Genomic DNA, 12303 nt, shown 5'->3' with positions numbered 1-12303 from the left:
TCTGGGTCGGGGAACGCCGGTGCGCCATCCGGGCCAGCCGGGGCTCGCGTCGGCACAGGCGTGCAGCCTAGCCGGACTCCCGGGGATCTTCGGACCCCAGGTCAGTCCGGACGCGGTCGATGCAGCTGGGCCACGGCGGCCAGCGTCGCAGTGGCCTGGTCGCGGGACAGGCGGCCGCCGGTCGCGACGGCCAGGGTCGTCACGCCCACGTCCTCGTAACGCTGCAGACGCCGGGCCACCCGCTGCGGCGACCCGAGCAACGCGGTCTCGTCGATGAAGTCGAGCGGCACGGCTGCGGCGGCCTCACGGTGCCGGCCGGCGAGGTAGAGATCCTGGACGTCGGCGGCCTCCTGCTCGAACCCCATCCGACAGGCGAGCCGGTTGTAGAAGTTCTGCTCTCGCGAGCCCATCCCGCCGAGGTAGAGGGCGCAGTAGTCCCGCAGGTGACCAGCCGCCTCCGCGACATCGTCGACGAGGATGACCGGTGTGGACGAGACGACGTCGAACCCGGCCATCGGGTCCTCCGGCGCCCCTCTGCCGGCGGCTTGCCGCGCCTCGGCGATGAGTCGGATCTCCTCGCGCGCCTGCTCCGGGCTGAGGAAGATGGCCAGCCAGCCGTCGGCGATCTCCCCGGTCAGCGCGAGGTTGCGCGGACCGACGGCGGCGAGATAGACCGGGACCTCGCTGCGCAGGGGACGCGACCCCAGCTTCAGCGCCTTGCCGGGACCGTCCGGCAGGGGGAGCTCGTAGTGCGGGCCGGGGTGGGTGAGCCGCTCCCGAGCCAGCGCCGAACGGACGATCTCGACGTAGTCGCGGGTGCGCCCCAGCGGACTGGTGAACCGCACCCCGTGCCACCCCTCGCTGACCTGCGGGCCGGACACCCCGAGCCCGAGCCGGAACCGGCCCTGCGACATCGTGTCGATCGTCGCAGCCGTCATCGCCGTGAGGGCCGGGGTCCGCGCGGGGATCTGCATCACCGCCGAGCCCAGGTGGATCCGCTCGGTGAGCGCCCCGATCCAGGCGAGCATCGAGGGGGCGTCGGAGCCGTATGCCTCGGCGACCCAGAGGCTGTCGTAGCCGAGGCGATCTGCCTCCCTGGCGATGGCGACCATGTCGTGGCCCGCCGAGGGTCGGTCCCAGTAGCCGAGGTTCACTCCCAGTCGCATGGAGGGAGGGTAACCGGCGGCCCGGCGGCCCGTCGGCCACCGGCGTGCCGCCAGCGGACCGCCGGGTGAGCGGCTACCGTGCTGCACCATGCACAGACGTGTCGGCTCCTCGGGCCTTCGAGTCACGCCCCTTGCCCTGGGGACGATGACGTGGGGCAACTCCGTCGACCGGCACGAGGCCACCGACCACGTCCGCGCCTTCCTCGACGCGGGCTGCCAGCTCGTCGACACCGCCTTCGGATATGGGGGCGGTGACGCCGAGACCTGCCTCGGCGAGATTCTCGACCAGGCCGTTCCCCGCGATGACCTCGTGATCTGCACCAAGGCCGGGATCCACCGGATCGCCGACGAGCGCCGGGTCGACGTCTCGCGTCGGGCCCTCATGCAGCAGCTCGACAGCTCCCTCCAACGGCTCCGGACCGACCACGTCGACCTGTGGCTGGTCCACACGTGGTCCGACGAGGTCCCGCTCGCCGAGACCTTGTCCGCGCTGGAGTGGGCCGTCGGCACGGGCCGGGCCCGCTACGTCGGCGTCTCCAACTACTCCGGGTGGCAGTCGGCCCGTGCTTTCAGCCTTCTCGAACAGGCGCGAATCCCCTTGGTGGTCAACGAGATCCAGTACTCGCTGATCGAGCGAGGAGCCGAGCTGGAGGTCCTGCCCGCCGCGGAGTCGCTCGGCTTCGGCACCCTGGCCTGGTCACCCCTCGGCCGTGGTGTCCTGACCGGGAAGTACCGGTCCGGCGTGCCAGCCGGCTCCCGAGCCACCTCGCCGGACTTCCCCGCATTCGCCGAGCGGTTCCTGGACGAGCACAGCATGCGGGTGGCTGAAGCCGTCGTCATGGCGGCCCGAGGGCTCGGGGTGACGGCGACCGAGGTGGCCCTCGCCTGGGTCCGCGACCGCCCGGGCGTGACCGCGCCGGTCGTCGGCGCCAGGACCAGCGCTCAGCTGCGGACGGCGCTCGCCAGCCTCGAGCTCACGCTGCCACCGGAAATCGTCGAAGCCCTCGACGACGTGTCGACCATCGGCTGAGCCCAAGCGGCGTTCAGGCTCTGGGGCCCACGTCCCCGCCGCGGCCCGCCTCGTCCTCGTCAACGAGGTCATCGTCCTCGTCGTCCTCATCGTCGAGGTCGTCGTCCAGATCGTCCTCGTCGTCGAGGTCGTCGTCATCCAGATCGTCGTCATCCTCGTCGCCGAGGTCGTCCTCGTCGTCGTCCTCGTCGTCGTCCTCGTCCTCTTCGTCGTCCTCGTCGTCCTCTTCGTCGTCGTACTCATCAGAGTCGAGTCCCGCGTAGACGCCGTCCGGCTCGTCCTCGTCCTCGTGACCGTCGAAGTCGTCACCGTAGACCGCCAACGGCGTGGCCACCTCGGTGGCGTCAAACAGGGCCTCGTCGTAGTCGTCGAAGGCCTCGGCCAGATCCTGGGCCGCGGCGGCGACGAGGGGGTGGTCAGGGTCCTTGGTCGACCCTGCTGCCTCGTAGTGGTGTTCGAGCGCAGTGATGAGACGCTCGAGGGCAGCGCGGGGCTCAACGGTCATGAGTCGACCGTAGTCGACCCGGGAGCACGATGACACCCAATACCCCCACCCAATGCCGCACCTCGCACGCGCGCCGGCACGCGATCGCCACGAAGCTTCGCGAGCCGGTCACCGGCGGCTCGGCAGCGCCGGTCAGGAGGTCGGGACGTCGACGACGTCGGCCGCCTTGGGTGCTGAGATGTCAACCGGCTCACCGTAGTTGCTCATCTTCATGGTGACGTCGGCACCTGACACCGAGTAGACGACCTGGCGGATGCGGTCCTCGTCGTCGAGCCACATGTCGTAGGTCACGGTGTCGGGCAGCGACGCGGTGTCGTCCGGGAGCGAGTCGCCGAGCTCCTTCGTGTCCATGGTCACCTCGTACTTCTGGAGCGTCTCCCCGTCGACCGACTCCGGGCCGACGAACTTCACCGCGGTGATCGCCTTCTCGTAGGACGCGGCAAGCTGCGACGGGTCGGCCTGCTGCAGCGACTTCCCGAACTCCTTGGCCATCTCGCCGGTGACGTCGACCTTGGCCCACTTGCCGGCTGCGACGCCCGGGGCCCCCTTGAGGTAGAGGACGTTCTCGAGCAGGACCAGGTCGAAGCTCATCACCCCACCCATGTCCATCGACATCTGCATCGCGGGGCTCGAAGCATCCATCCTCGTGTCGCCCGCCATGGTGAGGGTCTGCCCCTCGGACTCCATGACCATCTCGACGTGGGCCGTGCTCATCTGGCTGCTGCCGGCCTTGAGTGCCGCGATGAACGAGTCCTTGTCGCCGTGGCCCTCGGCCGCGGGTGTCGCCGCGACGCTGGTTGACGGTACGGCGGTCGTGACGACTGCGGTCACATTGGTGCCGGACGTCGGCGAGCCGCTCGATCCGCAAGCGGTCAGGAGCGCGACGGGCAGGACGATGACGGCGGCCGCAGCGCGGCGGGACCTCTTGAACATGGTGACCTCCAAGGCTCGAGCTGCCCGCGGGCGGGCCTCCCCCGGTCCCCTGGGCCTTCCCTTCGACGCTACCTCAACGGCACCGTCCGATGCCTCCTCGGGTGTCACAATGTCGGCGATGAGCGAGTACGAGTTCCAGGTGCTGACGTTCGACCGGCACACGCCCAAGGCCGTTCGGCGCCAGGCCGTCCGCGAGCACGCGGAGTACGGGAGGTGGGAGCTCACCCGCTCGGTCCGCTACGAGGGCGGGGTCCACCGCGTCTGGCTGCGGCGACGGATCATCCGGGTCCAGCGCACCGCCTGACCTCCGTCAGCAGGTGCGCAGGAAGTCCCCCAGCACGCGAGCCCCGAACCGGAGCGAGTCGACCGGGACCCGTTCGTCGATCCCGTGGAACATCGGCGCGAAGTCGAGGTCGGCCGGCAGCCGCAACGGCGCGAACCCGTACCCGGTGATGCCGAGCGAGGCCAGGGCCTTGTTGTCCGTGCCACCGGACAGGCAGTAGGGCAGGACGGTCGCGCCGGGGTCGGCGCGGAGCAGGGACTGCTTCATCGACTCGACGAGGCTGCCCGCCCAGGGCGCCTCGAGAGCGATGTCGCGGTGGACGACCGCGACCTCGACGTGCTCGCCGGCGAGCTCGCGGATCGTGCCGAGGAGCGCCTCCTCGTGCCCGGGCAGGAAGCGGCAGTCGACGGCCGCCGACGCCGACTGGGGGATGACGTTGTGCTTGTAGCCGCCGTCGAGCATCGTCACGTTGGCCGTGTCCTGGAGTGTCCCGCGCACGAAACCCTGCGCCCCACCCAAGGTCGCCAGCAGCGGGTCGAGCCCAGCGGCATACGGCTGCTGCGTCAGCGTGCTCAGCCCGTCGAGGAGCTGCCTGACGGACGCGATGTACTCGCGGGGCCACTCGTGGGCAGCGATCCGGCCGATGGCCGCGGCGAGGCGCACGATGGCGTTCTCGTCGTTGGGGACCGACCCGTGGCCGGCGCGACCATGGGCGTGCAGGCGCAGCCACAGGATGCCCTTCTCGGCCGTCTGGAGCAGGTAGGCCCGGCGCTCGCCGTCGGGGGTGGGGACGGTGACGCTGTAGCCGCCGACCTCGCTGACCGCCTCCGTGACCCCCTCGAACCAGTGCGGGTGCCGGTCGACCAGCCAGTGGCTGCCGTGGACTCCGCCCGCCTCCTCGTCGGCGAAGAAGACGAACGTCGTCGTCCGCGCCGGGCGGGCGCCGCTGCGGGCGAGCTCGCGCAGGTTGGCCAGGATCATCGCGTCCATGTCCTTCATGTCCACGGCGCCGCGCCCCCAGATGCAGCCGTCGCGCTCCTCGGCGGCGAAGGGGTCCACCTGCCAGTCCGCCGCGGTGGCCGGGACGACGTCGAGGTGGCCGTGGACGGCGAGGCCGGGGCGGGATGCGTCGGCACCCTCGACGCGGAGCACGACGGTGGCCCGCCCGGGCCTGCTCTCGAGCAGCTCGGCCTCGAGACCGACCTCGGCGAGCTCAGCCATGACGTACTCCGCGGCAGCCCGTTCACCCGGTCCGCTGTCGTCGCCGTAGTTCGACGAGTCGATCCGGATCAGCTCGCCGCAGATGCGGGCGACCTCGTCCTCAGCCGTCAGGAGGGCGGTCGAGGCGGGTGCAAAAGGGGCCTTCGCGTCGGGGTTCGGCATGACGTCAGGGTATGCCGCTGGGCTCGCTGGGTGCCCCTTGCCCGTTTGGGCATTTGGTCAGGTCCCGTGCTACCGTTTCACCTCGCCGCAAGGGGTTCGCCCGAGAGGACGGATTGCTTGCTCATCACCTTGTCGGGGTGGCGGAATGGCAGACGCGCTAGCTTGAGGTGCTAGTGCCCTTAACGGGCGTGGGGGTTCAAGTCCCCCCCTCGACACCAGTCAGGCCCCGAGTCTCTGCACGTCAGAGGCTCGGGGCCTGTCGCATGTCCCCGAGCCGGTGGCGGCTCACACCTCGATCTCCGCGAGGGCTGTCGGCAGCTCGCGGACCAGCTCGCGGGCGAGGAAGCCGACCCTCCCGATGGCCGCGGTGAGCCGCTCTCCGGCGCGACCGTGGATGAAGGCGCCCCAGGCAGCCGCCTGCGCCGGGCCGGCTCCGCGGGCGAGGAGACCGGCGATCGCGCCCGCCTTGGCGTCACCGGCGCCGGACGCGGCCATGCCGGGAGCCCCCGACTCGTTGCGCCACACCTCGCCGTCGGGGGTGACGACGAACGAGGTGGCCGCGCCGCCCAGCACGACGGCGCGGCTCTGCGCGGCGAGCCGCCCGGCCATGGCCCGCAGCACGTCGTCGACGGGGTCGTCGTGCTCCTCGCCGAGGGTCTCCGCGAGCTCACGTGCGTTGGGCGTCAGCAGCACCCGGCCCTCGAGGTGCCGGACCCCGTCACGATGCGCAGTGAGGTAGGCCATGCCGAGGGCGTCGAGGACCACCGAGCACTCGAGGTGGGGCACGACCCGCTCGAGCAGGGCCCTCGCGGCGTCCGGGCCCATGATGCCCGGGCCGAGCAGCACGGCGTCGGCGGAGGCAGCCAGCTCGAGCACTCGCGCGGCCGCGTCGGGGCTGATGTCCCCGTCCCTCTCCTCGGGCAGCCCTTCGACATACGCCTCCGGCACCGCGGTGGAGAGCAGGGGTGCCGTGCTTCGGACCGTCGCCATCTGGAGTTGCCCGGCCCCGACCCGGAGGGCGGCCTCCGCGGCGAGGAGCACCGCGCCGGGCGTCTGGACGCCGCCGCCGACGATGAGGACCCGCCCCTTGGCGTACTTGTCACCGCCGGGGTCCGGCAGGGCCCAGCCGCGCAGGAGCCCCGGGGTGATCGTCAGGTCCGCCCCCGACCCGGCAGCGGGGTCTCGGGTGCCGGCTGGCTCGGTGTGCGGTGTCTCAGGCATCGATGCCGTCCCGGTGCGGGGTGTGGGGCCGCTCATGGGTCTCGGAGACGGCCTGCTCCTGGAGGTGGTCGGTGGCTGCGAAGCCGGCCAGCTCCAGGGCACCGTCGCGGTCGCGGTAGGTGGTCAGGGAGCAGTTCGCGAGTGGGACCTCCCGGTCGATCTCGAGGAGCTTCGTCTCCTCGAGCCCTTCGATGACGAGACGGAAGCTCATGATCACCGCCTGGTGGGTGAAGACCCAGACGCGCTTGCCGACGTAGTCCTGGCGGATGTCCGACAGCACACTTCGGATCCGCAGCGCCACATCGGTCCAGCTCTCCCCACCCGGCGGGCGGTAGTAGAGCTTGCCCATGAGCGAGCGTCGCTCCGCCTCCTCGGGGAAGGCCTCCCGGATCCCGAGACCCGTCATCCCGTCGAACGCACCGAGGTCTCGTTCGCGAAGGCGTTCGTCGCGCAGGACGTTGACGTGGTCCAGCCGGCCGAGGGCGATCTCAGCCGTGGTGGCGGCACGCTCGTACGGCGAGGTCAGGACGACGTCCGGGTGCTCGTCGGGCTCGAGGCGGCCGAGGTACTCCCCCAGGGCGGCGGCCTGCTCGCGGCCGACGTCGGACAGCGGCGTGTCGGCGTCGCGGGTCGTCAGCTCGAGACGACCGAGTCCCTGCTGCCGGGCGGACTCGTCGGCGAGGTTGCCGACGCTCTGGGCGTGCCGGACGAGGACGAGCTCTGATGGTGCGGTCCCCCGCCCGGCGGCGATCGACTCGGTCGCTTTCACGTGGCCTCCCGTGAGGTGGTTGGGCGGACGGACCGGGCCCGGGCCCGGATGGTCTCCCCTCTGCCCTACCCGCGGCGCCGCCCCCTACGCTGACGCCGTGACGTTCCTGCGGGCGCTGGTGATGCTGCTTCGGCTCGCCGGGTTCCGGCGCCTGCTGCTGGCCCGGGTCACGTCGCAGGGCAGCGACGGCGTGTTCCAGGTGGCGCTGGCCAGCCACGTCCTGTTCAACCCCGAGCGGAACACCGACCCGACGACGATCGCCGCTGCCTTCGCCGTGGTGCTGCTGCCCTACAGCTTCCTCGGTCCGTTCGCGGGCACCCTGCTCGACCGGTGGCCGCGGAGGCGCGTGATCGTGGCCGGCCAGCTCGTGCGCGCCGGTGTCGTGCTCGCGGTGGCCGGGCTGATGGGGCTCGGCTCGGCCGGGGTCGGGTTCTTCCTCGTGGTCCTGCTCGTCTTCTCGGTCAACCGTTTCGTGCTGGCCGGCTTCTCGGCGGGCCTGCCCCACGTCATCGCCCGAGAGCACCTGGTCAGCGGCAACTCCGTGGCTCCGACCACGGGATCGGTCGCCTACTTCCTCGGTGGCGTCCTCGGCGGCCTCATCGGCGCCCTCAGCAGCGACGTGGTCGTCGTGGTGGCTGCGGCGGCCGGAATCCTCGTGGCGGCCGGATCCGCGGCCAGGCTCCCCTTCCTCGGGCCAGACACCGCGAGCCGCGACCTGCGCGCGGCCGCCGTCCTCGGCGGCATCGGTCGCGGCCTCGCAGAGGCCGCTCGCACCCTGCCGCGGCGCGCGCGGCTCCTGCTCGGTCTGGTCTTCGTGTCTCGGCTGCCATTCGGCTTCGTGCTGCTCCAGACGCTGCTCCTCTTTCGTGGCCCTTTCGCCCAACCCAACCAGCAGGCGGGCAACGCGGTGGGGTTCGGGCTCGCCGCGGTGGCGGCCGCTGCCGGGTTCGGCCTGGCCGCCGTGATCACCCCCTGGCTGGCCCCCCGCTGGCATCCGGTCCCGTTCTCCGCACGCATGCTCGCGGTGTCGGCCGTCGCTCTCCTGGTGCTTGCGCCGTGGCTCAACCCGTGGGTCGTCTCGAGCGTGAACTTCGTCGTCAGCTTCGCTGCCCAGACCGTCAAGATCAGCATCGACAGCCTGCTCCAGACGCATGTCCCCGACCCGCTCCTCGGACGCACCTTCGCCCTGCACGACATGATGTACAACTCGGGTCTCGTGGCCGCCGCGTCCCTCGCGGCCTGGACCCTGCCCCGAAGTGGTGCGGTGACCTGGCCGTCCCTCGCCGTCGCCGGGCTCCTCGCGGTCATCGCCGCGGGACTGCCCGCTGCGTGGGGCGCGGCCTCCCGGGCCGACGGGCGGGCCGTCGGGGCAGCCGAGGACGTCATCGGCCCCGGCTCCGGGCCGGGTGCGGCCCACTAGGCTGACGGGGTGCTGCCCCAGGTCACCGCGACTCGCTACGTGACGCCCCTCAAGGAGGGCGGCTCGCTGCCCGGAATCGTCGAGGCCAGCGACGAGGGCACCTACGTCATGAAGTTCCGGGGTGCGGGCCAAGGGCTCAAGGTGCTCGTCGCCGAGGTGCTCGTCGGAGCACTGGCGAGGGCCATCGGGGTGCCCGTCCCCGACCTGGCCGTGATCACCCTTGACGAACGCATCGCCAAGTACGAGGCGGACGAGGAGGTCCAGGACCTGCTCTCCGCCTCCGTGGGGACCAACCTCGGAGTCGACTTCCTGCCCGGCTCGCTGGGCTACGACGGCTCGCAGCCGCCGTCGGCCGACCTCGCGGAGCGCATCGTCTGGCTCGATGCCCTCACCGCGAACGTCGATCGCACCTGGTCGAACCCCAACCTCCTCGTCTGGCACGGGCGGACCTACGCCATCGACCACGGGGCCGCGCTGTACTTCCATCACTCCTGGCCGAGCCGGCCGCCGTCCGCGGAGCGTTTCGCGGCGCAGCCGTTCGACGCGAGCCGGCACGTGCTCCGTGACGTCGCGGGTGACATCAGCGCCCGGCATGACGAGCTGCGGGATCTCTTGACCGGCGCCCGAGTCACGTCGGCGCTCGCCGACGTGCCCGACGAGTGGCTCGAGCCGACGGACGAGCTCCCCGACGCCACCGCGGTTCGCACGGCCTATCGGGCGCTTCTCGACGCTCGCCTCGACAGCACCTCGTGGGTGCCCGGACGGGCCGCGGCATGAAGGCCTACCAGTACGTCGTCCTCCGTCTCGTCCCCCGCGTCGACCGCGAGGAGTTCGTCAACGTCGGGGTCGTCCTGCACTGCCAGGACGCGGAGTTCCTCGACGCGGCCTGGGAGCTCGACCCCGGACGGATCGCCGCCTTCGCCCCCATGTGTGACGTCGACGGGGTGCGCCGGATGCTCGACCGGGTCCGCGCGGTCTGCGCCGGTGAGACCGGGCGCGGCCTGCCGAGGCTCGACAAGCCCGGCCAGCGGTTCGGCTGGATCATCGCCCCCCGGTCCACGGTCGTCCAGCCCGGCCCGGTCCACGGCGGCCTGACCGACGATCCTGCGGCCGAGCTCACTCACCTGCTCGACCGCCTCGTGCGGCTGGACGGCAGCTGACCGGCGTCGGTCGGGCTGGGAGCGAGCTCAGCGGCATCCGGCAGGGGGGCTGGCCGCGCTGTGGCGCTCCGGGGCACTCAGGGCACCCGGTGGCACCCCGTCCACGCCGGGTCAGCGGTCCCGGATGCGCAGCGCCCACATGGCCACCGCGGAGGCAGCCGCGACGTTGAGGGAGTCGACGCCCCCGGCCATCGGGATGCGCACGACGACGTCGGCCGCGGCGACGGTGGTGCCACCGAGTCCGTCCCCCTCGGCGCCCAGGACCACGGCGACCTTCGTCGGCGGCGCGGCCTCGAGGACATCAAGGGCCACTGCGTCGTCGGACAGGGCCAGCGCCGCGACGGTGAAGCCGTGGGACTGGAGAACCGCCATCCCGCCGGGCCACGGGTCGATCCTCGTCCACGGGACCTGGAAGACGGTGCCCATCGACACCCTGATCGAGCGGCGGTAGAGCGGGTCGGCGCACCGGGGTGTGACGAGCACCGCGTCCACCCCGAGGGCTGCGGCGGAGCGGAAGACGGCCCCGACGTTGGTGTGGTCGACGATGTCCTCTAGCACGACGATGCGCCGTGCATCGGCGACGAGAGAGGCCACCTCCGGCAGGCCCGGTCGCTGCATCGAGGCCAACGCCCCGCGATGCAGGTGGAAGCCGGTGAGTCGCTCGATGACGTCGTGCTCGCCGACGAAGACCGGCACGTCGTGCGACTCCGCGTCGGCCACCACGTCGGCGAGGTCCGTCAGCCACCGCTCGGCCATCAGGAAGGAACGGGGCCGGTGGCCGGCCCCCAGCGCCCGCCGGATCACCTTCTCGCTCTCGGCGATGTAGAGGCCACGTTCCGGCTCGGCCCGCCGTCGCAGGGCGACATCGGTGAGTGAGACGTAGTCCTCCAGCCGGGGGTCCGACGGGTCGGTGATGAGGATCGGCACGCGGCAAGGGTAGAGCGGTCAGGCCACGAGCGCGCGGGCGATCACCGCGACGCCGGCCAGCGCACAGAAGGCGAGCACGGCCACCCGGAGGCGACGCGCGGGAAGGAGCCGGCGGACCGGTTGGGCGCCGGCGTAGCCGAGGACCGAGAAGGGGACCCACAGGAGCCCGACGTCGACGGCTGTCCGGTGGACCTGACCGGCGGCGGCCAGCCCCCCGAGAGCCATCGCGGTCCCGACGACGAAGAACCAGGACAGCGTCGAGCGGACCCGGGCCGGCTCCTCGTGCTGGAGCACGAGCGCGAAGAACGGACCCCCGATGGACGCTGCTGTCCCGGAGACCCCGGCCACGGCTCCGGACGCGAAGGCGTTGCTCGGGGTCGCGTGGATCCGAAAGCGGGTCAAGGAGACTCCGACCGTCAGGAGCAGCAGGACACCGACGAGAACGGCGATGAGGTCCGCCGAGTAGGCGGAGACGAGCCAGACGCCGGCGGGGGTGAGCAGGGCCCTTCCGACCAGGGCCCACCCCAGGGGGCGCCAGGCGACCCGACGCGGACCGTGCACGAGCTGGACCACGGGGACGGTGAGGCTCGTGACGAGGATGGCGACCGGCATGATCTCCGGGGCCCACACCACGACGAAGGGCGCCGCGACGACGGCGCTGCCGAAGCCGATGGACCCCTGGACCAGGGCCCCGAGCAGGACGGCGATCCCCAGGGCGAGGTGGACGCCCGTCACCCGAACCAGATCAGCTTGACGATGGCGACCACGCCGATGGCCACGATCAGCAGGCGCAGCACGCCGGGCGGGATGCGCCGGCCGATGCGGGCGCCGAGCACGCCGCCGACGAAGCTGCCCCCGGCGATGAGGGCCACGACGCGCCAGTCGACGTGCTCCCGGGCGAACCCCACGAACAGGAGTGCGGCGACGAAGTTGACGATCAGGGCCAGGACGTTCTTGTAGCCGTTGAGACGCTGGAGCGGTTCGGCGCTGAGCGCACTGAACAGGCCCATCAGGAGGACCCCCTGGGCTGCCCCGAAGTATCCGCCGTACATCCCCGCGAGGAGCACCCCCCCAGCCATCGCGGGCGCGTGCCAGGCGGGCTGTGCGTGACGGTCCCGGGCGGCCCAGGCCTGTATCCGGGGGCCGAGCACGACGAGGACGAGCGCGAGCGCGATCAGGACCGGCACGATGGCGTTGAAGGCGCTCGGGGGAAGGACGAGGAGCAGGGCGGCACCGATGATGGAGCCGACGAGAGAGAGCGGGATGAGCCGACGGAGGCTCGGTGCCTGCCCCGTCAGCTCGTGGCGGTAGCCCCACGCGCCGGTGACTCCCCCTGCGACGAGGCCGAGGGTGTTGGAGACGTTCGCCGCGAGCGGGTTGATCCCGAAGAAGAGCAACGTGGGGAAGGTGATCAGGGTGCCGGAGCCGACGATCGTGTTGATCATCCCGGCCGCGGTACCAGCCAGGGCGATGGCGGCGGCCGACCAGAACGTCACCCGGCCACCC

14 protein-coding genes and 1 tRNA gene are annotated in these 12303 nt (G+C 71.8%); 6 read left to right on the top strand and 9 right to left on the bottom strand.

Features of this window, described 5'->3' with window-relative positions; translation table 11 throughout:
• Positions 1-101: 101 nt before the first annotated feature.
• The gene (locus INTCA_RS08850; protein ID WP_013492575.1) at positions 102-1166 is read right to left on the bottom strand and encodes an LLM class F420-dependent oxidoreductase; all 1065 of its coding nucleotides are present in this window, start codon (positions 1164-1166) and stop codon (positions 102-104) included.
• A gap of 88 nt (positions 1167-1254) precedes the next feature.
• Here INTCA_RS08850 and INTCA_RS08845 point away from each other — a divergent pair, with 88 nt between their 5' ends.
• Positions 1255-2196 (top strand): aldo/keto reductase, encoded by a 942-nt coding sequence (locus tag INTCA_RS08845; protein ID WP_013492574.1) that lies wholly within the window; start codon positions 1255-1257, stop codon positions 2194-2196.
• A 13-nt stretch (positions 2197-2209) separates the two neighbouring features.
• On the opposite strand, the gene INTCA_RS19840 is transcribed toward INTCA_RS08845, so the two are convergent.
• Both INTCA_RS19840 and INTCA_RS08835 read right to left on the bottom strand, forming a co-directional pair.
• Complete coding sequence (locus tag INTCA_RS19840; protein WP_013492573.1) at positions 2210-2701, bottom strand: hypothetical protein; 492 nt, start codon at positions 2699-2701, stop codon at positions 2210-2212.
• Positions 2702-2833: 132 nt separating this feature from the next.
• The gene (locus INTCA_RS08835) at positions 2834-3634 is read right to left on the bottom strand and encodes an SCO4651 family lipoprotein (protein ID WP_013492572.1); all 801 of its coding nucleotides are present in this window, start codon (positions 3632-3634) and stop codon (positions 2834-2836) included.
• Between the two features lie 118 nt (positions 3635-3752).
• Between INTCA_RS08835 and INTCA_RS08830 the strand changes: the two genes are divergently transcribed.
• Positions 3753-3938, top strand: a complete 186-nt coding sequence (locus INTCA_RS08830) for a DUF5703 family protein (RefSeq protein WP_114609822.1) — start codon at positions 3753-3755, stop codon at positions 3936-3938.
• Positions 3939-3944: 6 nt separating this feature from the next.
• Here the strand turns inward: INTCA_RS08830 and INTCA_RS08825 are convergent, their stop codons facing one another.
• Positions 3945-5300: a M20/M25/M40 family metallo-hydrolase gene (locus INTCA_RS08825; RefSeq protein WP_013492570.1), complete on the bottom strand. Its 1356-nt coding sequence runs from the start codon at positions 5298-5300 to the stop codon at positions 3945-3947.
• Between the two features lie 131 nt (positions 5301-5431).
• Here INTCA_RS08825 and INTCA_RS08820 point away from each other — a divergent pair.
• Positions 5432-5518, top strand: a tRNA-Leu gene (locus tag INTCA_RS08820).
• A 67-nt stretch (positions 5519-5585) separates the two neighbouring features.
• Here INTCA_RS08820 and INTCA_RS08815 read toward each other — a convergent pair.
• Positions 5586-6521, bottom strand: a complete 936-nt coding sequence (locus INTCA_RS08815) for an NAD(P)H-hydrate dehydratase (protein ID WP_013492569.1) — start codon at positions 6519-6521, stop codon at positions 5586-5588.
• On the bottom strand, positions 6514-7290 hold the full coding sequence (locus INTCA_RS08810; protein WP_013492568.1) for a histidine phosphatase family protein: 777 nt from the start codon (positions 7288-7290) through the stop codon (positions 6514-6516). The genes INTCA_RS08815 and INTCA_RS08810 overlap by 8 nt, the downstream gene beginning before the upstream one ends.
• A 97-nt stretch (positions 7291-7387) precedes the next feature.
• Between INTCA_RS08810 and INTCA_RS08805 the strand changes: the two genes are divergently transcribed.
• From INTCA_RS08805 to INTCA_RS08795, 3 genes are read left to right on the top strand one after another with little or no spacing between them, the layout of a single operon-like run.
• Positions 7388-8710 (top strand): MFS transporter, encoded by a 1323-nt coding sequence (locus INTCA_RS08805; protein ID WP_013492567.1) that lies wholly within the window; start codon positions 7388-7390, stop codon positions 8708-8710.
• Between the two features lie 9 nt (positions 8711-8719).
• Positions 8720-9487: a HipA family kinase gene (locus tag INTCA_RS08800; RefSeq protein WP_013492566.1), complete on the top strand. Its 768-nt coding sequence runs from the start codon at positions 8720-8722 to the stop codon at positions 9485-9487.
• The gene (locus INTCA_RS08795) at positions 9484-9870 is read left to right on the top strand and encodes a DUF3037 domain-containing protein (protein ID WP_013492565.1); all 387 of its coding nucleotides are present in this window, start codon (positions 9484-9486) and stop codon (positions 9868-9870) included. The genes INTCA_RS08800 and INTCA_RS08795 overlap by 4 nt, the downstream gene beginning before the upstream one ends.
• 111 nt (positions 9871-9981) lie before the next feature.
• Here the strand turns inward: INTCA_RS08795 and INTCA_RS08790 are convergent, their stop codons facing one another.
• From INTCA_RS08790 to INTCA_RS08780, 3 genes are read right to left on the bottom strand one after another with little or no spacing between them, the layout of a single operon-like run.
• The gene (locus tag INTCA_RS08790) at positions 9982-10797 is read right to left on the bottom strand and encodes a TrmH family RNA methyltransferase (RefSeq protein WP_013492564.1); all 816 of its coding nucleotides are present in this window, start codon (positions 10795-10797) and stop codon (positions 9982-9984) included.
• 18 nt (positions 10798-10815) lie between these two features.
• Positions 10816-11532: a TSUP family transporter gene (locus INTCA_RS08785; RefSeq protein ID WP_013492563.1), complete on the bottom strand. Its 717-nt coding sequence runs from the start codon at positions 11530-11532 to the stop codon at positions 10816-10818.
• The gene (locus INTCA_RS08780; protein WP_013492562.1) at positions 11529-12293 is read right to left on the bottom strand and encodes a sulfite exporter TauE/SafE family protein; all 765 of its coding nucleotides are present in this window, start codon (positions 12291-12293) and stop codon (positions 11529-11531) included. The genes INTCA_RS08785 and INTCA_RS08780 overlap by 4 nt, the downstream gene beginning before the upstream one ends.
• Between the last annotated feature and the right edge of the window lie 10 nt (positions 12294-12303).

Origin of the sequence: Intrasporangium calvum DSM 43043, from assembly GCF_000184685.1 — a bacterium.
GTDB classification, from domain to species: Bacteria; Actinomycetota; Actinomycetes; order Actinomycetales; family Dermatophilaceae; genus Intrasporangium; species Intrasporangium calvum.
The sequence above is the reverse complement of the archived record's forward strand: the minus strand, read 5'-3'. Positions and strand labels throughout refer to the sequence as shown.

What these genes read in the sequence shown, in the direction of transcription:
- INTCA_RS08850 (WP_013492575.1), bottom strand. Translation starts at nt 1,166, where the DNA reads ATGCGACTGGGAGTGAACCTCGGCTACTGGGACCGACCCTCGGCGGGC.
- INTCA_RS08845 (WP_013492574.1), top strand. Translation starts at nt 1,255, where the DNA reads ATGCACAGACGTGTCGGCTCCTCGGGCCTTCGAGTCACGCCCCTTGCC.
- INTCA_RS19840 (WP_013492573.1), bottom strand. Translation starts at nt 2,701, where the DNA reads ATGACCGTTGAGCCCCGCGCTGCCCTCGAGCGTCTCATCACTGCGCTC.
- INTCA_RS08835 (WP_013492572.1), bottom strand. Translation starts at nt 3,634, where the DNA reads ATGTTCAAGAGGTCCCGCCGCGCTGCGGCCGCCGTCATCGTCCTGCCC.
- INTCA_RS08830 (WP_114609822.1), top strand. Translation starts at nt 3,753, where the DNA reads ATGAGCGAGTACGAGTTCCAGGTGCTGACGTTCGACCGGCACACGCCC.
- INTCA_RS08825 (WP_013492570.1), bottom strand. Translation starts at nt 5,300, where the DNA reads ATGCCGAACCCCGACGCGAAGGCCCCTTTTGCACCCGCCTCGACCGCC.
- INTCA_RS08815 (WP_013492569.1), bottom strand. Translation starts at nt 6,521, where the DNA reads ATGCCTGAGACACCGCACACCGAGCCAGCCGGCACCCGAGACCCCGCT.
- INTCA_RS08795 (WP_013492565.1), top strand. Translation starts at nt 9,484, where the DNA reads ATGAAGGCCTACCAGTACGTCGTCCTCCGTCTCGTCCCCCGCGTCGAC.